23 protein-coding genes are annotated in these 23,502 nt (G+C 35.3%); 12 read left to right on the top strand and 11 right to left on the bottom strand.

Annotated features, from left to right (window positions below; genetic code table 11):
• The first annotated feature begins 11 nt into the window (after positions 1-11).
• The 3 genes from IW15_RS10065 to IW15_RS10055 all read left to right on the top strand — a co-directional run bounded on the left by IW15_RS10065 (position 12) and on the right by IW15_RS10055 (position 2,583).
• A complete protein-coding gene (locus IW15_RS10065; RefSeq protein ID WP_034710999.1) occupies positions 12-548 on the top strand; it encodes a nucleotide exchange factor GrpE in 537 nt (178 codons plus the stop codon).
• A 100-nt stretch (positions 549-648) separates the two neighbouring features.
• Entirely contained in the window at positions 649-1,770 is a 1,122-nt protein-coding gene (gene dnaJ, locus IW15_RS10060; protein WP_034710996.1) for a molecular chaperone DnaJ, read from the top strand.
• Positions 1,771-1,902: 132 nt separating this feature from the next.
• The gene (locus IW15_RS10055; protein WP_051881909.1) at positions 1,903-2,583 is read left to right on the top strand and encodes a hypothetical protein; all 681 of its coding nucleotides are present in this window, start codon (positions 1,903-1,905) and stop codon (positions 2,581-2,583) included.
• 5 nt (positions 2,584-2,588) lie between these two features.
• Here IW15_RS10055 and IW15_RS10050 read toward each other — a convergent pair whose 3' ends face one another.
• A complete protein-coding gene (locus IW15_RS10050) occupies positions 2,589-3,506 on the bottom strand; it encodes an acyltransferase family protein (protein ID WP_034710993.1) in 918 nt (305 codons plus the stop codon).
• Positions 3,507-3,569: 63 nt separating this feature from the next.
• On the bottom strand, positions 3,570-4,454 hold the full coding sequence (locus IW15_RS10045) for a DUF808 domain-containing protein (protein WP_034710990.1): 885 nt from the start codon (positions 4,452-4,454) through the stop codon (positions 3,570-3,572).
• Between the two features lie 342 nt (positions 4,455-4,796).
• On the opposite strand from IW15_RS10045, the gene IW15_RS10035 reads away from it, so the two are divergent.
• The 3 genes from IW15_RS10035 (at position 4,797) to IW15_RS10025 (ending at position 6,824) form a co-directional block, all read left to right on the top strand.
• Positions 4,797-5,390, top strand: coding sequence for a Crp/Fnr family transcriptional regulator (locus tag IW15_RS10035; RefSeq protein ID WP_084681402.1), 594 nt, complete (start codon positions 4,797-4,799; stop codon positions 5,388-5,390).
• A gap of 60 nt (positions 5,391-5,450) precedes the next feature.
• Positions 5,451-5,888, top strand: coding sequence for an SRPBCC domain-containing protein (locus IW15_RS10030; protein WP_034710984.1), 438 nt, complete (start codon positions 5,451-5,453; stop codon positions 5,886-5,888).
• Between the two features lie 69 nt (positions 5,889-5,957).
• Positions 5,958-6,824 (top strand): alpha/beta hydrolase, encoded by an 867-nt coding sequence (locus IW15_RS10025; protein WP_034710982.1) that lies wholly within the window; start codon positions 5,958-5,960, stop codon positions 6,822-6,824.
• A gap of 42 nt (positions 6,825-6,866) precedes the next feature.
• Here the strand turns inward: IW15_RS10025 and IW15_RS10020 are convergent, their stop codons facing one another.
• The 5 genes from IW15_RS10020 to IW15_RS10000 form a co-directional block, all read right to left on the bottom strand.
• Positions 6,867-7,562: a DedA family protein gene (locus IW15_RS10020; protein WP_034710978.1), complete on the bottom strand. Its 696-nt coding sequence runs from the start codon at positions 7,560-7,562 to the stop codon at positions 6,867-6,869.
• A gap of 86 nt (positions 7,563-7,648) precedes the next feature.
• Positions 7,649-8,761 (bottom strand): peptide chain release factor 2, encoded by a 1,113-nt coding sequence (gene prfB, locus IW15_RS10015; protein WP_034710975.1) that lies wholly within the window; start codon positions 8,759-8,761, stop codon positions 7,649-7,651.
• A gap of 95 nt (positions 8,762-8,856) precedes the next feature.
• Complete coding sequence (locus IW15_RS10010; protein ID WP_131368540.1) at positions 8,857-9,336, bottom strand: hypothetical protein; 480 nt, start codon at positions 9,334-9,336, stop codon at positions 8,857-8,859.
• A gap of 63 nt (positions 9,337-9,399) precedes the next feature.
• On the bottom strand, positions 9,400-10,506 hold the full coding sequence (locus tag IW15_RS10005; RefSeq protein WP_034710969.1) for an NAD(P)/FAD-dependent oxidoreductase: 1,107 nt from the start codon (positions 10,504-10,506) through the stop codon (positions 9,400-9,402).
• Between the two features lie 44 nt (positions 10,507-10,550).
• A complete protein-coding gene (locus IW15_RS10000; RefSeq protein WP_034710965.1) occupies positions 10,551-11,906 on the bottom strand; it encodes an ATP-binding protein in 1,356 nt (451 codons plus the stop codon).
• A 117-nt stretch (positions 11,907-12,023) separates the two neighbouring features.
• Between IW15_RS10000 and IW15_RS09995 the strand changes: the two genes are divergently transcribed.
• Together IW15_RS09995 and IW15_RS09990 are read left to right on the top strand one after the other, a co-directional pair.
• The gene (locus IW15_RS09995) at positions 12,024-12,935 is read left to right on the top strand and encodes an ABC transporter ATP-binding protein (protein ID WP_034710962.1); all 912 of its coding nucleotides are present in this window, start codon (positions 12,024-12,026) and stop codon (positions 12,933-12,935) included.
• Complete coding sequence (locus IW15_RS09990) at positions 12,928-13,773, top strand: ABC transporter permease (RefSeq protein ID WP_034710960.1); 846 nt, start codon at positions 12,928-12,930, stop codon at positions 13,771-13,773. The genes IW15_RS09995 and IW15_RS09990 overlap by 8 nt, the downstream gene beginning before the upstream one ends.
• A gap of 119 nt (positions 13,774-13,892) precedes the next feature.
• Here the strand turns inward: IW15_RS09990 and msrB are convergent, their stop codons facing one another.
• The 4 genes from msrB to IW15_RS09970 form a co-directional block, all read right to left on the bottom strand.
• Complete coding sequence (msrB, locus tag IW15_RS09985) at positions 13,893-14,984, bottom strand: peptide-methionine (R)-S-oxide reductase MsrB (protein WP_034711106.1); 1,092 nt, start codon at positions 14,982-14,984, stop codon at positions 13,893-13,895.
• Positions 14,985-15,007: 23 nt separating this feature from the next.
• Complete coding sequence (locus tag IW15_RS09980) at positions 15,008-15,454, bottom strand: DUF417 family protein (protein WP_034710957.1); 447 nt, start codon at positions 15,452-15,454, stop codon at positions 15,008-15,010.
• A gap of 79 nt (positions 15,455-15,533) precedes the next feature.
• Positions 15,534-15,806 (bottom strand): hypothetical protein, encoded by a 273-nt coding sequence (locus IW15_RS09975; RefSeq protein ID WP_034710954.1) that lies wholly within the window; start codon positions 15,804-15,806, stop codon positions 15,534-15,536.
• Positions 15,807-15,820: 14 nt separating this feature from the next.
• Positions 15,821-16,375 (bottom strand): sigma-70 family RNA polymerase sigma factor, encoded by a 555-nt coding sequence (locus IW15_RS09970; protein WP_034710952.1) that lies wholly within the window; start codon positions 16,373-16,375, stop codon positions 15,821-15,823.
• 434 nt (positions 16,376-16,809) lie between these two features.
• Between IW15_RS09970 and alaS the strand changes: the two genes are divergently transcribed.
• From alaS to IW15_RS09950, 4 genes are all read left to right on the top strand, one after another.
• On the top strand, positions 16,810-19,413 hold the full coding sequence (alaS, locus tag IW15_RS09965; protein WP_034710949.1) for an alanine--tRNA ligase: 2,604 nt from the start codon (positions 16,810-16,812) through the stop codon (positions 19,411-19,413).
• An 82-nt stretch (positions 19,414-19,495) separates the two neighbouring features.
• On the top strand, positions 19,496-20,248 hold the full coding sequence (locus IW15_RS09960; RefSeq protein WP_131368539.1) for a hypothetical protein: 753 nt from the start codon (positions 19,496-19,498) through the stop codon (positions 20,246-20,248).
• The gene (locus IW15_RS09955; RefSeq protein ID WP_131368538.1) at positions 20,248-20,943 is read left to right on the top strand and encodes a hypothetical protein; all 696 of its coding nucleotides are present in this window, start codon (positions 20,248-20,250) and stop codon (positions 20,941-20,943) included. Before IW15_RS09960 ends, IW15_RS09955 begins: the two co-directional genes overlap by 1 nt.
• A 129-nt stretch (positions 20,944-21,072) precedes the next feature.
• Positions 21,073-23,487, top strand: coding sequence for a hypothetical protein (locus tag IW15_RS09950; protein WP_034710940.1), 2,415 nt, complete (start codon positions 21,073-21,075; stop codon positions 23,485-23,487).
• Positions 23,488-23,502 lie beyond the last annotated feature (15 nt).

Below are 23,502 nucleotides of genomic sequence, written 5' to 3'. Positions count from 1 at the left end.
AATATTGAATTATGGACAATCAGGATATTAACGAAGAAAGCATCAATAATCAAGAAGAAAACACGATTCAGAACGAAACAGCTTCTGGAGAAAATGTGACAGATACTCCTACTGCTGAGGAACTTTTGGCAGAAGAGAAAGACCGTTACATCAGACTGTACGCTGAATTCGAAAATTATAAGAAAAGAACAGCAAAAGAGAAGATGGAATTCTTCCAGTATGCTAATCAGGATATGATGGTTTCTATGTTAGGAGTACTGGATGATTTTGAAAGAGCATTGAAAGAAATTGCTAAAAACGGAAATACTTCAGATTTACAAGGTGTAGAATTGATTTATCAAAAATTCAAAAACAGACTTACTGAAAAAGGATTAAAACCAATGGAAGTAAGAGCCGGAGATACCTTCAATGTTGATTTCCACGAAGCGATTACTCAAATTCCTGCACCGTCAGAAGATTTGAAAGGAAAAATCGTAGACGTTATCGAAACAGGATATACTTTAAGTGATAAAGTGATCCGTTTTGCAAAAGTAGTAACAGGAAACTAAAATTTAATAATGATAAATGATAGGTGGTAATTGATAGACCTTTTATCCAGCAAGAATCAATCATCATTTATTTCACATCAATTGTAAGCATTTAAGTATCATGTCAAAAAGAGATTATTACGAGGTTCTTGAAGTAAGTAAATCTTCATCATCCGAGGAAATAAAGAAAGCATACCGAAAAATGGCGATTAAATTTCACCCAGATAAAAATCCGGGAGATAAGGAAGCCGAAGAAAAATTCAAAGAAGCAGCGGAAGCTTATGAAATACTGAGCGACGATCAGAAGCGTTCGCGTTATGACCAGTTCGGTCATGCAGGCGTAGGCGGAAACGGAGGTTTCGGCGGTGGCGGCTTTGGCGGTGGTATGAATATGGAAGATATTTTCAGCCAGTTTGGAGATATTTTTGGTGGCGGTGGCTTTGGAGGCTTCGGCGGCGGCGGCGGCGGACGCCAGCAGGTGAAAGGTTCTAATCTAAGAATCAGAATCAAGCTGAACCTTGAAGAAATGGTGAACGGAACCCAGAAAACGCTTAAAGTAAAAAAAATGAAGATGGCAGAAGGTGCCACTTCAAAAACATGTCCTACATGTAACGGTTCAGGAGTTCAGGTTAAGGTAATGAACACGATGTTTGGGCAAATGCAGACCCAGGCTACTTGTGGAACCTGTCAGGGAATCGGAAAGGTTGCTGATAAAATTCCAGCCGGAGCAAATGCGCAGGGACTTATTAAGGATGAAGAGGAAATCTCAATCAACATTCCTGCCGGTGCAAGAGACGGAATCCAGCTGAATGTAAGAGGAAAAGGTAATGATGCTCCTTTTGGAGGTATTCCCGGAGATCTATTGGTTATTATTGAAGAAGAAATCGATAAAACAATCAAAAGAGAGGGAGACAACCTTCACCAGGAATTATATATTTCCTATGCTGAAGCTGCATTAGGAACAAAAAAAGAAATCTCTACCGTTGGCGGAAAAGTGAAAATCACAGTTGATCCGGGAACACAGTCCGGAAAAATCCTTAGGCTAGCAGGAAAAGGCCTTCCTAGCATCGACAGCTATGGAAAAGGTGATATGTTTATCCACATCAATGTATGGACGCCACAGAAGCTTACAAAAGATCAAAAAGATTTCTTTGAGAAGCAGATGTCCAGCGGAGAAATGGAAGCAGAACCTTCCGGAAAAGAAAAAACTTTCTTTGATAAAGTGAAAGATTTATTTAACTAAAATATAAAAGGATTCTTATGGGAATCCTTTTTTTATGGATAATTGTCTGGTTGAATTTTGAATTAATTAAAGTCTCTTTATGGTTTTTCATTTTCTTTATATTTGTTTTTAAATAATTAACCCAAAGCTAAAATGGATACCAGAGTAGTATTTTTAAGTGCCTGCAACGAAATTGCCGCTCAACTTGAGGGGTTTAAAACACTTGAAAAGGGACAAAGGCTTAAGAAAATTTCGACGGATAAAGATATCCATTTTGAGATTTATTTTCAATCGAGTTTTAGGAATGATTCTTCATCCATCCAGATCCTTCCACACATCAATATCTATTCTAAAATATTAAAAAAATGGCAAATTGAACAGAGAAAAAATGAATATTCGCAAGGGTTAATCTATGGAAACCAGATTGGTTATTTAACTCCCTTTAATAATTGGAAAGAATGGAATTTAGCCGGTCTTTCTTATCAAAATTCAATTACTGAAATTACAGAAAGCATACAAAAATACATCCTCTCTATTTTTGAAATTTTCAGTTCTAAAGAAACTGCCATTGATTTTTTAAAGAATAATGGAACAAAATTTAATCAGTGGACAGAAGATTCCATTTCTCCTCTAGATTTTCTCCTCTGCTTTTCTGAAAAAGAAACCGCTGAAATCTTTTTAAACAATTTTGTAGATTATTGCCCATACAAAAGTAACATTCTTAAATTGTATGAGAACTTAAAATCTGAGAATGAAATTGATCTTAATTACTCTGAATTTCACGGAGCGGATGCAATTAAATTAGCCTATGTACAGGGGTTGAAAATTCAGTAACTTTATTACAACAGATATTTTAATTTTCTATTAAGAAAAACCAATATCAAACTTACCATTAATAATGCTCCGATAAAGACCACAAACCTGAATGAGGTAAGGTGAGGATTAAAAATCCATTCCATGATTAATGGATGAACCAAATAAATTGCGGTTGAAATACTTGCTAAAATTTTAGAATCTGTTTTTACAGGAATACTTTTACAGTATAAAAATACAATGGGACAGGCAATCAATAAAGATAGTAATAAGTCAATGCTTTCCTTTTTATCTAATCCTAATACTTTATAATTCAAAAACGCTTCAAAAACGACAAGAGCTACTGATCCTATAACCAGCAGCAAAGATGGCTTCTGCTTTACATCAATATTCAGTTTTTTAATAAGAAAACCTATTCCCAAGAAGGGAAAACATACAAACAGAAAATTTCTGTAGGAAGGAAATAAATTCAATGTTGTGTCTAAATTTCCGGTAAAATAATGAAGATTCCCCAACATTTGTATTACATATCCACAACTGAATAGAAACAAAATCGTTGTTATAATAAATTGTGCCGATTTATTTCTTAGCATAAACAAAACAATTCCAGCAAAGAAAGTTCCTATCAGATACCATAAGTGGTGATATCCAAAAAAAATATTTATTAAAATTTTATCTTCTTTCCAGAAAGGAATATAGATTATCGACCATATTGAATACAGTAAAAATATTCTTATCAGCCATTTTTTCAACTTATGAATATCATCTACATGATAAAAATAATATCCCGTTATTATTAAAAAAACAGGAACCCCTATTCTAAAAAGACCATTTACAAGTACATAACTTAATGAAGGATAAAAATCTATCAGTAAATGCATATGCAAAAAAACCACAAAAAATGCGAGTATAATTTTTAATATATCAATCGATAAATTTCTCATATTTATTAATAAATACAAGGTTAAATGCATTCATAAGCGAATATAAATTATTTTTCAGAGAAACTATTTACGGGTAGCCAAAGTATATACTTTTTTACCCAATGTAAAGACCGCCACAGCAGCCAAACCTCCTACAACTCCAAGTGTAAGCTCTTTCAAAACATCCGGCCAGGTTGGAAATAAGCCATGAAAAAATTCTACTCTATGCAGAAAAATTCCACCAGCTACCATTATTAAAGCAATCGTACCGACTACTCCTAATATTTTAATAACAACAGGTAAAGCCTTCACTAAGAAATGTCCAAGCCTGCCGAAAAAGCCTTTATCGTTACTTTTTTTAATTAATTTAAATCCTGCATCATCCATTCTTACGATCAAAGCTACAATTCCATACACTCCAACAGTAGCAATAAATGCAACCAGGCTCGTTACTAAAATCTGCGTAATGAAAGGATGACTTTCTTCCAATACGGTTCCTAAAGCAATAATTACGATCTCGATCGATAAAATAAAATCCGTTGTAATTGCTGATTTTACTTTAGCTTTTTCTATCTCTTCAGAACTTTTTTCGTCTTCTACAATTTCTTCTATAACCTCATGACCTTTTTTGTCGCGGTGAAAAAGAAATTCTATCACTTTTTCAACTCCTTCAAAAGCTAAATAGAATCCTCCAAGGATCAATACATAATTAATAGCTGGAGCATACAACCAATTGAGTAAAAAAACAATAGGCAGAATGATTAATTTGTTGATAAAAGACCCTTTTGTGATCGCCCATAAAACCGGAATTTCCCGGGAAGAAAGAAAGCCTGTTGCTTTTTCTGCATTTACTGCCAGGTCATCTCCTAAGATACCCGCCGTTTTCTGAGTGGCTATTTTACTAGTAACCGCAACATCATCCATCAACGCAGAAATATCATCCAAAATTGCAAAAAAACCAGACGCCATATTTTAATATTTTTTTAATATCTGTTAAACGGAACAAAAATAATTATTTAATTCTATTTTAGGGTTGTTTATAAAACAATAATTTTACTCCAATTTAAAATGACAAATTTTATTCCATAATAATTGTTATATCCTCAAGAAATCATCATTTATTTGAATTAAAAAAACCTGTATTGATTACTATCATGGATATACAGAATGTTTTATAACCATCAACAAGGTTAAAGATTATTTTCTGGTCATTAAAATCGACTACAATTGGGCATATCAAAGGTTTTAATATTTTGTAACTTTGATTTGCTTTATCATGAAGACCATTGAAAAAAATAATACGTTCCAGCCATGAATTTACCTTCACCAGATCTTGAATATAGCCTACAATCTTACTTTGAAAATATTGAGGATCATGATTTGAAAACCATTGTCTCCTTTTTCAAACCGGAAACTGTTCGCAAAAATGATTTTTTCCTACGTGCCGGGAAGAGCAGTACAAAACTAAGTTTCATTCAATCCGGATTTCTACGAATCTTTACTGAAACTGAAAAAAAAGAAGTTACTCAGTGGATTTCTACGAAAGGATATTTTATTACTGATCTTTCGAGCTTTATGGCTGCCTGTCCTGCCCGGTGGAATATTCAGGCACTTACGGATACTGAAATTTACTCCATTGACAAAGAGGATTACGAAGCGCTCCATCAGTTGGTTCCTCAATGGTATAAGCTTGAAAAAGCTTTCATCATTCATTGTTTTATTACATTGGAAACAAGAGTTCTCACCCATCTTTCTATGACTGCTGAAGAAAGATACACCGCATTTTTTAATGAAAACCGTGAATTATTTACTCATATTCCTCTGCAGTATATCGCCTCAATGCTTGGGATGACTTCCGAAACGTTCAGCCGGATAAGAAATAAGACCGCTCATGAAAACTTTTGATTTTTATCAAGTGGATATTTTCCATTCTGACCGAACTTTGCCCTTATCAATATCAACATCATGGCAAAGAAAATCGAGACACAAATAATCATTAATGCAGCCCCGCAAAAGGTTTGGGAAATTCTCACTGATTTTAACAATTATCCGAACTGGAATCCATTCATTAAAAGTATAGCAGGGTTAATAAATATCGGCAGTACTTTAAAAGTCACTATAGAACCCGAAGAAGGAAAAGGAATGACATTTAAGCCGCTAATTCAGTCGTCAGTAAAAAATAAGGAGCTGAGCTGGCTTGGAAACCTTCTGTTTAAAGGAATTTTTGATGGTAAGCATAAGTTTCAACTCATCGATAATGGAAATGGAACTACCACTTTTATCCAGTCTGAGGAATTTTCCGGTATTTTGGTGTCATTTATTAATCTTGACAAAACAGCTGAAGGATTCAATAAAATGAATAAAAGTTTAAAAGAGCAGGCTGAAAAAAAGACCATCATATGAGCAATATATGCTGCGTTAAAAAGAGTTAGCAGCCATCATAAAATATTTTATTTTCATTACATTTGAAGTATGAAAAAGCTAATTATCAACTATCATTTTTTTGTTTTAGGATGTATCAGCTTTTTATTAATTTCATGTAACACAAAATTCAGGGTTTGGGTGGGTGATCATAATCAGAAGATTTACAATTTAAAATACGGTGAACATCAAAGACAGAAGATGGATATTTTCCTTCCTGCTGACTATCCTGAAACATCACCTGTTGTTTTAATGGTCCATGGCGGTGCATGGACGCTTGGAAAAAAAGAGCATATGATTCAGATCCAGAAAATGCTTTTTGCCCATAATATTCCCAGCATTAATATGAACTACAGGCTGGTTTCAAGGCGAAAAAAAATTACGTATAAACAACAGCTTGAAGACATTGGTTTAGCTATAGAAAAATTTAATTCCCTGGCTCAAAAAGCAGATCTTCAACCCAATAATTATATTCTGCTTGGAGAAAGTGCCGGCGGACATCTATCGCTACTCTATGGATACCAGCATCCGGATCAGATTAGGAAAATCATTTCCCTGAGCGGCCCTACGGATTTCTACAGCCCGGAATATCTTCATTCCTTTTACTCAAAATATACGTCACCTACTTTTCAAAAAGTGGTAGGAGTAAAATTTGACCGTCACAATGTGTCTGAGGATTTTAAAGAAGCCAGTCCGATTGCCAATATCACCAATGTTCCTACTTTATTATTTCAGGGAAATACAGATTTTCTTGTTAATCAGCATCAGGGACTTGCCATGGATTCTGCGCTTACCCGGCTAAACGTACCGCATAAACTGGTTTTTATGAAAAGAACGGGCCACGTACCCAGGTTTTTCAGTAAGATGAAAAGAGACAGCATCATCTATCCCAATATTCTGGAATGGATAAAAAAATAACCCGCTAAAAAGCGGGTTATGTAGATTATACTATAGTTTTCCTTATTCAGGATCTTTGTCTTCATATTTAGAAAAATCCTGTTTTTTACCAAACATAAACTTGATGATAACAGGAAGCGTCGTTATTAACACAATGATAATAATGATAAACTCAAGCTTTTCTTTTAAGTTAATTCCGAACTGGTCCAGAAATAATTTATCAAGATAATGACCTGCAAAAATCAAGATAAATGACCATAAAACAGCTCCAATAACATTATCTCTCAGAAATTCTCTCTTATCCATTTTAACAATACCCGCAACGATAGGGGTAAAAGTTCTTACTACCGGTAAGAATCTTGCCATAATAATCGCTAAAGCACCATGTTTTTCAAAGAAATCATGCGCCTGATAAAGATATTTTTTCTTAAAAAGCATGGTATCCTGCTTTTTATATAGTGTCGGCCCGGCTTTTACGCCAAAATAATATCCTATTTCATTACCAATAATTGCTGCAATGGCTACTGCTGTTGCTAAAATAGTTGTATCTAAAAAATCGCTCCCGGTAGAGCCGAAAGTCTCTTTGATAATTTCTACTGCATAAATCCCTGAAACAAAAAGCAATGAATCGCCTGGTAAAAAAAATCCTACAAACAGACCTGTTTCAGCAAAAATGATAAATAAAATAAGCCAAAACCCACCCATTTTTATATAAAACTCAGGGTTTAATAAATCTTTCCAACTATTGAAATCTTCCATATATATTGATAAGTAACAAAAATAAGCTTAATAAACTTCAAAAGGAAATTAATTATAAGTTTTTAACTAAAATCCAAACATGATATTTACAGGTCGAGATCATCGTCTGAAACCGCGGTACCATCAGCCATTAAGAAGGCTTTCAGGAACGGTGTAAGATTTCCGTTCATCACAGAATCCACGTCTGAAGTTTCGTGGCCGGAACGTACATCTTTTATCAGTTTATAAGGATGCATGACATAGTTTCGGATCTGGCTTCCCCACTCGATCTTCATTTTATTGGATTCAATTTCTGTTCTTGCCCTCATTCGTTCTTCCAATTCCATTTCGTATAATCTGGAACGAAGAAGCTGCATGGCTTTTTCTTTATTCTGAAGCTGTGAACGGGATTCGGAGTTTTCAATAATAATTCCTGTAGGTGCGTGACGAAGACGAACGGCCGTTTCTACTTTATTAACGTTCTGCCCTCCTGCTCCTGAACTTCGCATGGTTTCAAATGAAATATCTGCGGGATTAATGTTGATCTCAATTGTGTCGTCTACTAAAGGATATACATAAACCGACACAAAACTTGTGTGTCGCTTCGCATTACTGTCAAATGGAGAAATCCTTACCAGTCTGTGAACTCCATTTTCACCTTTTAAGTATCCAAAGGCATATTCACCGTCAACTTCCAGTGTAACGGTTTTCACACCGGCAACCTCTCCTTCCTGGAAGTTAAGTTCACGGATTTTATAGCCTTGCTTTTCAGACCACATGGTATACATCCTCATCAGCATGGCTGCCCAGTCACAACTTTCTGTACCGCCCGCTCCTGCAGTGATTTGCAGTACAGCAGACAACTCATCGCCTTCATTGGAAAGCATATTTTTGAATTCCAGGTTTTCAATTTTTTCAACCAGCTGCGGAAAGGCTTCATCCAGTTCTTTTTCAGAATCGGGATCTTCTTTGGCAAATTCCATTAAAACCTGCAGATCTTCAAACTGAGAGCGGATTTCTTCATAGTCCTCCACCCATCTTTTTTTAGAACGCAGTTGTTTCAGGAAAACTTCGGCCCCTTTTGGATTGTCCCAAAATTCAGGAGCAGCTGTCTTCTCATCATCATTGGCTATTTCTATCTTTTTTTTATCAATCTGAAGATATTTGTGAAGGTCTTCAATTCTGGATTGAACTTCTCTTATATGGTCGTTGTTAATCACGAATGTTTCTTTTTTGCAAAAATACGGATATTTGTTGTATTCCCACAGATTTCAAGAATTTACACAGATTCTTAGTTGGAATAAGTACAATTATATTATTTAGCCTCAAATATTTTTTTCAAATCTTCTTTTGATCGCATGCTTTCGCTTTTGAACCCGAACATAGTTAATGCATAGGCAAATAGCAGCATACCTATAGGAATTAATACAACAAAAGATATTTTTTCAACTGCAACCAATACAATTATCAAAAAAAATAATACAAATAAACACCAGAATACCATGAAAATAAGTACAAACACATGCAATTTCATTTTAACTTCAATTTGTGTTTCATTGTTATTTTCTTGTATTGATCCACTTATTTGCGGAAGAAAAGAATTTCTGTTCCTTATAATTCTATTGATTTCAAAATGATGATCATCAATAAAACCTTCGTATTCTTTTGTTGATTTATTATTAAATGTAAAAAAACCATTTCCTTTTGTTTCCATACAGTCAGAAAGTCTTTTTATGATGTCTCGTTTAGATAGGTTTGAAGTGTAAATTATATGTTCAAAAGGTAAATATTTCATTTATATACTTTTTTAATGATGGCTCACAATTACTATGGTACATATTGGGACTTTAAATTTAGATTACATCATTTCCGCAACAATTTCACCAAGTTTAGGAGCTAAAGCGACTCCCATACCTGAAAGTCTTACCACACAGAATTCCCTGTCTGAAAGCTGTTTTACAATGGGCGTTTTCTCAGAACCCATTGCCATAATTCCTGACCATCTCATGGAAATTTCAACATTCTGATGGGGAAGAATAACTTCTCTGAGGAAATTTTCCAGATGATTCTGCAGAAATTCTGTAGTCTCAAAATCTGTAGTTTCTTCTGTTTTAAAATCCTGATTTCTTCCTCCACCCAATAAAATTCTGTTTCCAAGATTCCTGAAATAATAAAATCCTTCATCATAATGGAAAGTTCCTTTTATCTTTATATTTTCTATTGGCTCAGTTACAATAATTTGTCCGCGAGCCGGAATGATCTCTTCGTTATTTAAAAACTTTGAACTAAAAGCGTTTGTACAATGAATAATTCTATCTGATTTAATCGAAAGATCTTCCGAAAGCTGCACTTCAATTTCATGAGGGTTTTCAACAACTTTTTTAACTTCCATTCCGAAAAGAAATTCAACTTTTAATTCCTGGCATTTTTCTAAAAGTTTCGTCAAAAATTTTCCTGAATGCAGACTCCCTTCATAAGGATTTTCAATTAAAAATTCAGATTTTTCCAATCCAAATTCTTTAATTTTTTCCTGTTGTAAAGAATATGTTTTTTCGGTTCCGGTAATATGTTTCAATTTTTCATTTACCTCGTTAATCTTCTCTAAAGCCTGGTTATTATTAAGAATTTCATAGCCTTTGCATAATTCAAAATCAATTTCAGAATGGTTAAAATACTGTTGAATTTTTTGAAGTCCGTCGAACCTCATCTTTACCAGTTTCAGCGTTTTTCCCCAACCCATTTTTTCAGAATCAGCAATGATTTCTGTAAGACTGCCAAAGCATGCAAACCCGGCATTTCTTGTTGATGCACCCAGCGGAACAGAGTTTCTTTCAATAATCAAAACCGATTTTTCCGGATATTTTTCTTTAACGGAAATAGCGGTCCAAAGTCCTGTAAAACCGCTTCCGATAATGATTACATCTCGTTTTCTGTAAAATGTTTCAAGCTCCCAGATGCTGTTCATGAGTACTGTGTAATTGGTATTCTTATGAATGTGTATTTTCAGTATTAGCCCTGACTTTTCTCCTCTCCATTATGATGAAACCCGATGGCTCTTCGTGGTTCTTCCACCGCTTTATACGTTTCGAGTTCTTTTTTCAATGCCTGAATTCTCAATTGAAAATCATCAAAATTATTGATCACAGCATCTGCCAGGAATCGGGTAATTTGATTCAGATATTCTTCGGTCAGTTTTCCGGCGGCTTCTCGTAATGCAGCATTCAACAGTTTCTGGTCAATCTTTAAGTTTTCGTTTTTATTTCTCTGATACAGGTTTTTGATGTGCTTTTTCAGACTTTGTGTAAAATCAATCAGCATGGTGTTGCTGAAAACCTTCATTTTGGAAGCGATATCGTGCCAGAAAGGGACTTTATCTGCTTTATTATTTTTAAGAATTTTATAAAGGAGTGAATCTTCCTGAAGTCCTTTCGTCATGGCATACAGGATAATTTCAGAACGCTCCGCTGCATTGGGCGGAAAAATAGGAATCATGACATCGAATCTTCCGGGAGACAGTATCTCTTCATCAATTTCTGATACGGAGTTTGCAGAACCTACCATCAGTAATTCTTCTTTTTCAAATTTTCCGATATAATGAAGGATCAGTTCCTGAGTTTCGAGGTTACAGGATGCGACATCTGTTTCAGCTTTGCGCTGCATCATAATTTCATCAAAATCATCCATGAACAAGAGTACTTTATTCTCTTTCATCATACTGACCAAAAAGTCATTGAAATTGGTGGGAGTACCATCTACGAATGACGTTCCCATATAATGTTTTTTGACTTCTTTAAATTTGTAACCGATAATTTCCGCAATTTTGTTGGCCCAGAAAATCTTACCGCTTCCGGGAGGCCCGTACAGGATAATTCCGGCCGGTTTATTGATTCCCCAGTCTTTGATCTGCTGTGGATTCAGGAATGGTTCCAACATGGTAGATATATAGAAAAACAAATCGCGGTATCCTATGAAATCCCGGTGCTGCAGGCTTGTTTTATGACCAAAATAATTGTAGACAAATTGATAGTTTCCTCCTAATTTATGATCAATTCCATAGCTTGAAATGGATGAACGGAAAAACCCGTTATCAAAGATATTGGGGTTGCTGTCTTTCATGGCCTGCTCAATTTTTTCTTTGGGCTGGTTGATGGTTTCAGCAATCTGTTCCACGGTTTTATTCTTGTCCAGATCTTTTTCATAGCGCCTTAAAAAGTCTATATTTTCACGGGCAAATTTTTCAAAATCGTCTTTTATTTCAAAGTTGGTACTGATGCAAGATCCCAGATCCAGATCAAAATCCTGTATAAATTGTTTGATGGCTTCCGCCGAAACATTAAGCTCTTTTGCTAATTCAATTAACTTCATAACTCATGATTAATTCAATCAAATTTAATATTTAAAAATTATAATTAATCGAAATATCCTGTAATCTTTGTAACATTTCATCAATTATATACACTACTACTATGTAAAACAAATTACATGGAAAAAATTTTATCAGTAAAAAATCTGACAAAAAAATTCAAAAGAACTGTGGTGAACAATATTTCTTTTGATGTAGAAAAGGGCAATGTGTATGGTCTTTTAGGACCTAATGGAAGTGGTAAATCTACAACATTCGGAATGCTGCTTTCAACGATAAATCCTACAAGTGGCGACTGGTACTGGTTTGGAGAGAAAGGAACAAGTCCTGATGTGCTGAAAAAAATTGGTGCTATTATCGAACAGCCTAATTTTTATCCTTATTTAAGCGCTGAAACCAACCTTAAAATTGTAGCGGAAATCAAGGGTACTCCATACGCAAGAATCGATGAAGTTTTGAAAACAGTAGGATTGTATGAAAGAAAAAAAGATGGCTTCAAAACGTTTTCTTTAGGAATGAAACAGCGTCTGGCCATTGCCTCTGCTATTCTAAACAATCCCGAAGTACTGATTCTTGATGAACCTACCAACGGACTTGATCCTGAGGGAATCATCCAGATCAGGGAAATCATCTCCAGCATTGCACTGCAAGGCATTACCATCATTATTGCCAGCCATCTTCTGGATGAGATTGAAAAGATCTGCAGCCACGTTATTGTATTGAAAGAAGGAAACGCAATCTATTCCGGAAGAGTGGATGAAATGACGGCTAACAATGGTTATTTTGAGTTAAAAGCAGACAACAATACTCTACTGTTGAGCACACTGGAAGAAATGCAATGGTTCACTTCGGTAAAACTGGATGGTGAACTGGTCAAAGCACAGATCCGTGAAGATGCTTCTATCTCAGCTTCTACACTTAACCAAAAGCTTGCTGAAAAAGGGATTTTCCTTTCGCATCTTAACAAGAAAAAACTGTCTCTTGAAACTCAATTCCTTGAACTTGTAAAAAACACCAATACTCATGCTTAAATTATTAAAACTTGAATATTACAAAAACCTGAATTACCGACCATTCAAGGTTTTCACCATACTCTATTTTGCGATTCTTATTGCACTTCTTTTTATCGGATTAGTGGATCTGGATGTTTTCGGAGGTACCATTAATTTAAAACAGCAAGGCATTTATAATTTCCCTGAGATCTGGAATTTCACCACATGGATTGTGGCATTGCTGAAGATATTCTTAGGATTGATCATCGTATTTTCGATTTCTCAGGAGTTTACCAACAGAATGTTCAAACAGAATACGATTGACGGATTGAGCAGAAAGGAATTTATCGGTTCCAAATTATTAACTATTACAATTTTCACAGTAGTTTCTACCCTGATTGTATTTTTAATCACGTTATTCCTTGGCCATCAGTATTCTAAGGTAACGGATTCAGAATCGGTTTTTAAAGAAGTATTTTTTATCGGAAACTATTTTGTAAAACTTTTTACATTCTTCTGTTTCCTGATGTTTTTATCTGTGTTATTAAGAAAATCAATGTTCGTTTTCCTTGGATTTTTTGTCTATTGGGTCATAGAGAGCATTTTTACTGTAGTGGAAACCTATCAAAAGGTGAAAGGACTTCAAGGGCCTGAAAGAATGAAAGTAATGAAAGATGATTTTTTCATCTCTCACCTTCTGCCGCTGGATAGTATGTCTAACCTTATTCCTAACCCAATGATGCGATTGGATATGGCTAAAATGATGGGGGTAAAATATGAATTTACGTATCCTACTGAAAGCTTAATTGCATGTATTGTTTGGTCTGCTATCTTTGTTTTTGGTTCGTACTGGATTCTTAAAAAGAGAGATTGGTAGATGTTTTTAATTGAAGGATTGAAAGATTTAAAAATTAAAAGATTGTGGAGGCCATTAAAATCAAAAAAAACTAACATAATACAAAATAAAAAGACCGCCTTTCAGCGGTCTTCTTTCATTTACTTTTTATCTAATAACGGAAGATATTCTCCGTATCCTTTTTTCTCCATGTCTGCTTTCGGTACAAATTTCAGGGAAGCACTGTTGATACAGTAACGTAGGCCTCCTTTATCAGCAGGACCATCTGTAAAAACATGTCCCAAATGAGCATCACCTGTTTTACTGCGGACCTCTACTCTATCCATTCCGGCAGAACGGTCCAGTTTTTCATCAATCAGTTTTTTGGTGATGGGTTTAGAAAAACTTGGCCATCCGCACCCTGATTCAAATTTATCTGTAGAAACAAACAGAGGTTCTCCTGTCGTAATATCTACGTAAATTCCTTCTCGGGTTTCATTCCAGTATTCATTTTTGAATGGCATTTCAGTTCCGTTTTCCTGGGTAACTCTATATTGTTCTGAAGTCAATTCTTTTTTTAATTTTTTTTTGTCCTGTTTCTGATACTTTGCTTTAGGAAGCGGGTTGGCATTTTTCGCCATTTCAAACAATCCCGGTTCAATATGACAGTAACCGCCAGGATTTTTGTCCAGATAATCCTGATGATAATCCTCTGCTTTATAGAAATTTTTCAGTGCAATAGTTTCTACCACTACCGGTTTTCCGTAGTTTTTGGCTAATTTCTGCACTTCTTCTTTTACGATAGCTTCCGTATCTTTATCTGTTGAATAAATTCCTGTTCTGTATTGGTCTCCTCTGTCATTTCCTTGTTTGTTTACACTGGTAGGATCAATGGTTTTGAAATACAGGTCGATCAATAATTTTACATCTACCTGCTCAGGATCATATTTTACTTTTACGGTTTCGGCAAAACCTGTTGAATGGCTTACGACCTGCTCGTAGGTAGGATTTTTAATATTCCCATTCGCATACCCTACTTCAGTTCCTACCACTCCACGAATCTGTTGAAAAAAATGTTCTGTCCCCCAAAAACATCCGCCTGCAAAATAAATCTCTCTAACGTTCTTATTGTCCATAATTTTTTGATTTTCTTTTTTCTCTTCTTTAGGTTTAGTGTTGTTTAAAAACCCGGCCTTTGCAGCAAATACTGCGATACCCAGAATAATACCGAGTACAATTAATATATTTTTCATTTTTCTCTTTTTATTATTGTCCATTATTTCTCAATTTGATAGATCATTAATCCAAATCCTAAAAACATCACATCCTTGATGATAAAGAAATCAGTGACGGGAACTCCATCCACCATTTTCCATATTCCCGGAGTTGTAAATAAATAACTTAATGTAACCAGAAAGATACCTATCATTCCCATGGCGGCATACTTCCTTAGAAATGCAAATTTCACACTAAAGATCAGTAATGCTGCAATGATAATTTCTATCGCTCCGATAGCATTTGACACCGTCTGCACATCCGCTATTTGATATACGAAAAAGGTAAGAAAATGGTTTTCTATTAAAGGTTTAATCGCCGCTGCTTCGGTGGGAGTAAATTTGAAAATTCCTATCCAGAATAAAATAAGTGAAGCCCCTGCCAGCGAAATATAATATCCAAGTGCATAGGTTGGATGATTTCTGATAGGTGTGGATGTTCCGTTCATGTCTTTAAGATTTTGAGTTATACTTTATCATTTTCAAAAGTATAGTCGGAGCCATTTCAAAATCCTGACAAAATAGGTCTTATAAATCTAATTTTTTAGCTACTTCATGTTTAAACTCCTGAATATCAGATGGATTAATTTCATTCTCTTTTTTATGAGAACATTTTCTTTTTAAAATATCATCTAGAATTTTCAGTTTCTGCTGATAGGCACGGCACCATTTACAAATTTTCAGATGCAAGGCAAGCCTCCGGTTTTCCTTTTTGGAAATCGTTTCTGCATTCTGCTTTTCCATAAGCAGTGTGGCTTCACTGCATGGCAGAAATAGTAAATGAATAAATTTTTTCAACATTTTTTTACAATTCTTTATGACTTTCTAAACCAGTTATTATCCAGGCACTCTCTAAGCTGTAACCGGCTTCTCTGTAAAATCTTCCATAGATTAGTCGTGGAAATCTCCAATTCCTGACTTACTTCCTGTGCTTTTTTTTCCTGCAGATAATACATTTTTAACGGAATCTTCCATCTGGAGGGCAAATCTTCAATGCAGTCTTCCAGCGTGGTATTAAAATCATCATCATCCAAAAGATGTGTTTCTTTACCCGAAGAATCCCAGTCATTAAGGACCTCATTATTGTTCCATGAACCTGTTTCATCAAAAAAATGATCAAGCTTAATATGAGGTTCAGAGTGGTATTTTTTACGGTAAAAATCTGAAACTTTCCTGTTTAATATAGCCATCAGCCATGTTAAAGGCTTACTTTTCCCCTCAAATGATTCATAAGAAGAAAAGGCGGCAAGAAATACATCCTGAACAATATCTTTAGCAGTATCTTTATCGGACAGCACATAAGCAGCTCTTTTCAAAAGAGGTTCAGAGTACTGTTCCACCCAGCTTTTCAGTACATTATTTTTCTCCATACGGCATGAGAATCATTAAAACTCTAAAACGAAGATAATAGAAAAATTTATAATTGATTGTTTAAAATTTTAAATTGATCACACGGTCCCATTATAAAGTTACAATTATTTCTGATATTTTTATTTTTTACAGAATATATTACATTAATTTTTAACAAAATTACATTTCATGCAGTATAGTTTTCAATAATAACCAGCATATCATTAAATATAAGCCCAAAAAGTAAAGGTTTTCTAAAAAAAATATTTCAACTTCTGCCATTCAACAAAAAGGCAGCATACATTTTATAAGATATTTCCATCCATGCTGAGTCTGGCATAATAAAAAATCGTTTTATATAGGCTGAAATAAAAAACTTTATTTCCAAATCAGTTAAAAATCTTAAATTTGCAACTTATCAACTTTTTGATATTTTTTAACGCAAAGCAAAACTATGACATCACAAGAGATACGTCAAAAATTTTTAGATTATTTTAAAAGTAAAGGCCACCTTATCGTTCCTTCAGCACCTATCGTACTGAAAGATGACCCTACCCTAATGTTTTCCAACTCCGGAATGACGCAGTTCAAGGATTTTTTCTTAGGTTACAAAACACCTACTGCCCCTAGAATTGCCGATACACAGAAGTGTCTGAGAGTTTCAGGAAAACATAATGACCTGGATGATGTAGGTCGAGATACTTATCACCACACCATGTTCGAAATGTTGGGAAACTGGTCTTTTGGTGATTATTTCAAAAAAGATGCGATTGCTTTTGCCTGGGAATTATTAACCGAAGTGTATGGAATTCCTAAAGAGAATCTGTATGTAACCATTTTCGAAGGGGATGCTTCTGAAAATCTTGAAAGAGATCAGGACGCTTACGATTTCTGGAAATCTCACATTTCTGAAGATAGAATCATCAATGGAAATAAGAAAGATAATTTCTGGGAGATGGGTGAAAGCGGACCTTGCGGACCTTGTTCAGAGATCCATGTTGATTTGAGAACTCCTGAAGAAAAAGCAGCAGTTTCAGGATTGGAGCTGGTAAACAACGACCATCCTCAGGTAGTGGAAGTATGGAACCTGGTTTTCATGGAATTCAACAGAAAGGCAGATAAAAGTTTAGAAAAACTTCCTCAACAGCACGTAGACACGGGAATGGGCTTTGAGCGTTTATGTATGGCACTTCAGGGAACCACTTCCAACTACGATACCGATGTTTTCACTCCGCTGATTGCTAAAGTTGAAGAGCTTTCAGGTAAAAAATATACAGGAATTTTAGAAGACGAAAAAGATATTGCGATCCGTGTTGTGGTAGACCACATCAGAGCGGTTTCGTTTGCGATTGCAGACGGACAATTGCCTTCAAATGGAGGCGCTGGTTATGTAATCAGAAGAATTTTAAGAAGAGGAATTTCTTATTCTTACAGATTCCTGGATATGAAAGAGCCTTTCCTTTATCAGTTGGTTGCTGTTCTTCAGAATCAAATGGGAGCATTCTTCCCTGAGTTGGAGAAACAAGGAAATTTGGTAACAGAAGTTATCAAAAGTGAAGAAGAATCTTTTCTTAATAAGATTGAAAATGGGTTAATTAGAATTAACAACATCATCAAAGATACCCAAAACAAAGGAGAAACCATTGTTCCGGGAAATTTGGTTTTTGAATTATATGACACACACGGATTTCCCGCAGATTTATCACGAATTATTGCCGAAGAAAAAGGTCTAACGATTGATGAAAAAGGCTTTGACGAAGAAATGAAGAAGCAAAAAGATCGCTCAAGAGGTGATTCTGAACAAAAAGTCTACGACTGGGTAACTTTGGAAGAAAGAGATGAAAATTTCGTTGGTTACGACCAAATCGAAGCCCAAACATATATTACAAGATACAGAAAAGTAGAAAATAAAGACGGAGAATTTTATCAGATTGTATTAAGCAACTCTCCTTTCTATCCGGAAGGTGGTGGACAAGTTGGAGACAAAGGTGTCCTCGAAAATGCTACGGAAAGTTTCGAAGTTTTAGATACAAAAAAAGAAAACGGACTGATTATTTCTTTAATTAACGGTCTTCCAAAAGATGCAGGAGCTCTTTTCTATGCTAAAGTAAATGCAACCGACAGAAAAAATTCTCAGGCAAATCACTCTGTTACTCACCTCTTACATGAAGCCTTGAGAGAGGTTTTGGGAACTCACGTTGAACAAAAAGGTTCTTATGTTGGTCCTGATTATCTACGTTTTGACTTCTCTCATTTCAATAAAATGACGGAGGAAGAATTGGCTTTGGTTGAAGAAAAAGTGAATCACAAAATCAAGGAAAGTATTGCTTTACAGGAATTTAGAAATATCCCAATTCAGGAAGCGATTGACAAAGGTGCAATGGCTCTTTTTGGTGAAAAATATGGTGACAGTGTGAGAATGATCCAGTTTGGAAGTTCAAAAGAACTTTGCGGGGGAACTCACGTAAAAAATACCAGCGAAATCGGACATTTCAAAATTTCTTCAGAAAGTTCTGCAGCTGCAGGAATCAGAAGGATTGAAGCGATTTCCGGAGATAAATCTGAGGAATATTTCAAAAATGCAGAAAAGCAGATCAACGAGCTTTCCCAGTTGTTGAAATCTAAAGACGTTGTACGATCTGTCGAGAAATTAATCGAAGAGAATGCTGCTTTAAAATCTGAAGTGGAAGCGCTGAAAAGAGAAAAAGCAAAAGGTGAAATCGGAGACTGGAAAAATGCATATGAACAAAAAGGCGACAAGCAGCTTTTGGTTAAAAAAACTTCTCTGGATGCAGGTTCTGTAAAAGATATCGTTTTCCAATTGAAGAAGGAAATCCCTAACTCTGTGACGATTATCCTTTCTAATGCAGACGACAAACCTATGATTACAGTGGGTGTTTCTGATGATCTGGCAGCGAGCTATCAGGCCGGAGCTATCGTAAAAGAATTAGCTAAAGAGATTCAGGGCGGCGGCGGAGGAAACCCGGGCTTTGCAACGGCAGGAGGTAAAAACCTTGACGGCCTTGAAAATGCATACCAAAAAGCTTTGAATATGTAATGTTCAAAACACTATAAAAATTAAAACAGGAACAGAAACTTTCGGGTTTCTGTTTTTTTATTATCTTTCAAAAAAAATTACCATGAAAAAACTATTACTTATTTGTTTTACTTCTATTGTATTACTTTCATGTCAGTCAAAGAGCGATAAAGTCCGCAATTTTGTTGATATGTATAACAGATCTTCATCTATGATGGTGAGTTCTATGATCAAATCCAGCAAAGCAACCTCTACGGGTCCGGACGAAATTACTATTGAAGTAAACACTGCTCATCAGGGATCGGATGATATGGAAGGCCAGCTTATTACCTCTTCATTTCCTCAACTTATCGGACAGGCAATTAAAAGCGAAAAGCTGGGTCAGGAGCTGCTTGACAGCGGCGTAAAATTCAATCTTAAAATATATGGGGCAGACGGAAGAGTGATCGCAGACGAAGCGATTGATCAAAATAAGCTTAAAGGAACTACTCAACAGGACCTAAGCTCTATAGCATCGGGTAATGCCACCAGTTCTCAGCTTAATTCTGTACTGGAGGTTTTCAACAAAAATCTTCCGATGGAAGATAAGGCTACAGGAACAAAAGTAATAAGCATTAAAGCTGATGAAAACAAAAACATCGTGTACACCACAGAAGTTCCGGAAAGCTATCAGAAAATGCTTGAAATGGATGGCGCAGAGCAGATAATAAAAGACGAAATGCTTAGAATGCCACAAATCAGACAGATATTTTCCAAAACGGAAGCACTGGGTGTGAAAAATCTTAAATACCTGTATACAGATGTAAAAGGAAAAGTGATCAAAGAAATTACCATCACTAAAGAAGACTTAAAATAATGGACAATAAACCCGTTTGGAGGACGATCTTAAGTGTTGTGTTGGGACTTTTCGCTATTTTCAGAATCGCGATGACCTGTAATAAAAATTCAAGCAGTTCAAGCAATTCATCGTATTCAAGTAATTATCAGCCACAATCGTATCAAAGCGTAACCAGTGCCATTGAGGAGAGTAAGAACAATTACCGGAATAATATTCAGAATATATCAAATGATATTTTTTACGAAAGCTACGACAGCATCAATAAGCTGGGTGATTCTGAAATGACCATCTATCATATAAAAAAGATAAAAAAAGACACTCTTTTACCGTTAGATCTTAGCGCGAAACTCAATGTAGAAGCCAACAGTTATATCCAGAAAAATTATGATGATTCATTAAAGCTTGCCGTAAAATTACCGGATAACACTTCCATTTTTATGCACAGCTATGAAGCCAAAAATGGTGATGCACTGGACAATCTGAAGGCACTAAAAAAGAAAAAAAGCATTCAGAATATCTCATTAAAACTGGATCAGCCCAATTCTAAATTTGTAAGCTACAATTACCAACAGAATGGCAAAAAATATAACGGATATGCATTGATCTCAAAGGAAGACGGACAATACACTTCGATCGAATTTGAAAACAATAAGCTCTCCAAAGAAGAACTTGAAATGAAAACTTTCAAGTTCTTAGCACAGCTTACCAAATAAAAGAAACGCCTGAATTTTCAGGCGTTTCTTTTATAATATAAAGATACCTTCTATTAAAACTCATGTGAATATCAATGAACAAAACTTTCCCGGAAGAATAAATATTACTACTTTTGACTAGTTTTTTTTATGAAAAGGGTTTTACTGTTTTTATTTTTTTTGATGTCTTTTTTTGGTTTTTCACAATCAAAAATCACAGTCATTGACGAAACTGATAAAGTACCTATTTCGCATGCAAAAATTTTCTGTGGTATTACAACTCTCGGATATACCAACAGTCAGGGGGTTTTAGAATTCAACACGACATGTTCAAACATTGAAATTGAGGCAGAAGGTCATCAAAAAGAATCTGCTTTTGTAGAAAAAAACATGCAGGTTTCTCTTTTTAAAAACTCATCAAAAACAACGGATATTGAAGCCATCGTTATTCAGGATAAAAGTGATCCGAGGGCGTTGGAAATCCTGAAAAAAGTCACCAGATTATTTAAAGAAAATTCGCCGAAAAGTCTGGGTTCATATTCGTATAAATCTTACGAAAAGGTTTCTATGGATATTGATGAAGACAGCATTTCCCAGTTCAACGAATTTTTTAATGAAACGAATTTATTCAAAAAGAAAAGGCAAAAGGATTCGCTGAATAATGTTTCTGCCAAAAACATATTTTCAAAGAGTAAATTATTCCTTTGGGAACGAGCTCAGGAGTTTTTATATTCTCAAAAATACGGTGAAAAAATCAACATCCTCGACAATAGAATTTCCGGTCTTAAGCAGCCCATCTATGAAATGATCGCGATGCAGCAAAGTAACCGGGATAAAATACCGAATCAGATCAAACAGGAAAACCGCGGTCTGTACCGTTTTTTTCTAACGGATACAATTGAGCTGGATGGAAGAAAAAATTTCGTAATCCGCTTCCGTGAAGTGAATTACAAAAAGCCTGATAAGAAAAGAAAATACAACGGAGCAATCTACATAGATACCGAAACCTACGGAATTAAAAAAATTGAAAACTTCAGCAAAACGAAAAACGACGGAATCATTACGAGTACCTGGGTTTTCTACAACAATAAATGGTTTTTGTCGGATGAAAAAGTTAAGCTTCGGATGAGCAGATTGGCTATGGATGAAGACGAGAAAAAGAAGCCCAACGATAAACCCGAGAAAAAAGACAAACGGCATTTTGGAACGTATGCGGTCCTGACTTCAAAATATTTTGACTATCAATCTCCCATAGAACAGGAAGCTAAGGATTTTAAAGGGTATACTTTTTCTGTGAAAAATGCGGATGGAAAATCGCTGGATTTATATAGAACGGATCCACTCACCGAACGAGAAAGAAATACATACACGACCATCGACAGCCTGGGTAAAAAATACAATATCGACAGTAAAGTGAAGGTGCTCACAGGCCTCATCAACGGACAGATCCGGGTAGGCATCGTAGATTTTCCAGTTGATGAAATTGTGAACTATAACTTATATGAAGGCTTCAGGGTAGGTTTAAAGGCTAAACTGAATGAAAACTTTAATCCTTATTTTTCGCCGGATTATTATTTTGCCTACGGTTTTAAGGATGAAAAATGGAAATACGGAATTGGTCTTGATATGAAGACCACTCTGGATAAAAGTTCATTTTTCAGACTTGAATATTACAATGATGTTACTGCTTCCGGTGAGTTTTACAGAAGGCTCTGGAATTTCAAAATGAGAATGATGAATTATGGAAACAACCTTAATAATGATAAATATTATCATTACAGAGGAGCTACTTTATCGTATCTGAATGATATTACCAACGGTCTTACACTTGTTTTTGCGGCAAAAAGAAACTTTGAGGAAGCCAAATTCGATTATAATTTCAGAAATCAGGGAGCGGCATTTGAAAATTTCAATACGCTGTTTACCTTAAAATATTCCCCGAATTCCACCAATATCATGACTCCGCAGGGAAAATCCCTCATCGACCAGAAATACCCTGAACTGTATTTTAATTATGAGCAGAGCTATAAAATATTAGGCGGAGATTTTAATTATACCCGTTTTGACGCACTTTTCGTACACAACTTTAAGTCATTGTTGGGAACTACAGGCGTTCGATTATATGGAGGAATGGTTTTTGGTGAAGCACCGATCTGGAAAAACTTTACAATGAACGGGCTGGCCTCTCCAAGCAGAGATCTTAATTTTAACCTTACTTCTTATCTGGGATTTGCCACCCTGGAAGGTGGAAAGTATTATAATGATAAATTTATTGCCTATTATTTTACCCACAAACTTCCTTTTTATCTAAAAAGCTTTGGTCAGAATGTTTCGAGCTTTGATTTTGTCTTAAGGGGGACTATCGGAGATATGAAGCATCCTGAATATCATGATTTCAGGTTTAAAGAACTGGACCACCTGTATCAGGAAGTAGGTCTGGAATGGAATAATTTTCTTTCCAGCTATTTTAATTTAGGGCTGTTTTACCGCGTGGGCTATTATACAACCCCCAATTTCAAACAAAATTTTGCGATACAGTTTAAATTAAAGCTGTTGGAGTTCTAATATTTCCGCCTTCAT

Origin of the sequence: Chryseobacterium soli (assembly GCF_000737705.1) — a bacterium.
GTDB lineage: Bacteria > Bacteroidota > Bacteroidia > Flavobacteriales > Weeksellaceae > Chryseobacterium > Chryseobacterium soli.
The sequence above is the reverse complement of the archived record's forward strand: the minus strand, read 5'-3'. Positions and strand labels throughout refer to the sequence as shown.

Bases quoted from the DNA above. Each gene is read 5' to 3' on its own strand.
- IW15_RS10030 (WP_034710984.1), top strand. From the start codon at position 5,451: ATGGCAAAGAAAATCGAGACACAAATAATCATTAATGCAGCCCCGCAA.
- alaS (WP_034710949.1), top strand. From the start codon at position 16,810: ATGACATCACAAGAGATACGTCAAAAATTTTTAGATTATTTTAAAAGT.
- IW15_RS10045 (WP_034710990.1), bottom strand. From the start codon at position 4,454: ATGGCGTCTGGTTTTTTTGCAATTTTGGATGATATTTCTGCGTTGATG.
- IW15_RS10065 (WP_034710999.1), top strand. From the start codon at position 12: ATGGACAATCAGGATATTAACGAAGAAAGCATCAATAATCAAGAAGAA.
- IW15_RS09975 (WP_034710954.1), bottom strand. From the start codon at position 15,806: ATGTTGAAAAAATTTATTCATTTACTATTTCTGCCATGCAGTGAAGCC.
- IW15_RS09960 (WP_131368539.1), top strand. From the start codon at position 19,496: ATGAAAAAACTATTACTTATTTGTTTTACTTCTATTGTATTACTTTCA.
- IW15_RS10020 (WP_034710978.1), bottom strand. From the start codon at position 7,562: ATGGAAGATTTCAATAGTTGGAAAGATTTATTAAACCCTGAGTTTTAT.
- IW15_RS10025 (WP_034710982.1), top strand. From the start codon at position 5,958: ATGAAAAAGCTAATTATCAACTATCATTTTTTTGTTTTAGGATGTATC.
- IW15_RS09990 (WP_034710960.1), top strand. From the start codon at position 12,928: ATGCTTAAATTATTAAAACTTGAATATTACAAAAACCTGAATTACCGA.
- IW15_RS10000 (WP_034710965.1), bottom strand. From the start codon at position 11,906: ATGAAGTTAATTGAATTAGCAAAAGAGCTTAATGTTTCGGCGGAAGCC.
- IW15_RS09950 (WP_034710940.1), top strand. From the start codon at position 21,073: ATGAAAAGGGTTTTACTGTTTTTATTTTTTTTGATGTCTTTTTTTGGT.
- IW15_RS09980 (WP_034710957.1), bottom strand. From the start codon at position 15,454: ATGAACGGAACATCCACACCTATCAGAAATCATCCAACCTATGCACTT.
- IW15_RS10050 (WP_034710993.1), bottom strand. From the start codon at position 3,506: ATGAGAAATTTATCGATTGATATATTAAAAATTATACTCGCATTTTTT.
- msrB (WP_034711106.1), bottom strand. From the start codon at position 14,984: ATGAAAAATATATTAATTGTACTCGGTATTATTCTGGGTATCGCAGTA.
- IW15_RS10010 (WP_131368540.1), bottom strand. From the start codon at position 9,336: ATGAAATATTTACCTTTTGAACATATAATTTACACTTCAAACCTATCT.
- IW15_RS10055 (WP_051881909.1), top strand. From the start codon at position 1,903: ATGGATACCAGAGTAGTATTTTTAAGTGCCTGCAACGAAATTGCCGCT.
- IW15_RS09970 (WP_034710952.1), bottom strand. From the start codon at position 16,375: ATGGAGAAAAATAATGTACTGAAAAGCTGGGTGGAACAGTACTCTGAA.
- IW15_RS09995 (WP_034710962.1), top strand. From the start codon at position 12,024: ATGGAAAAAATTTTATCAGTAAAAAATCTGACAAAAAAATTCAAAAGA.
- IW15_RS09955 (WP_131368538.1), top strand. From the start codon at position 20,248: ATGGACAATAAACCCGTTTGGAGGACGATCTTAAGTGTTGTGTTGGGA.
- IW15_RS10005 (WP_034710969.1), bottom strand. From the start codon at position 10,506: ATGAACAGCATCTGGGAGCTTGAAACATTTTACAGAAAACGAGATGTA.
- dnaJ (WP_034710996.1), top strand. From the start codon at position 649: ATGTCAAAAAGAGATTATTACGAGGTTCTTGAAGTAAGTAAATCTTCA.
- IW15_RS10035 (WP_084681402.1), top strand. From the start codon at position 4,797: ATGAATTTACCTTCACCAGATCTTGAATATAGCCTACAATCTTACTTT.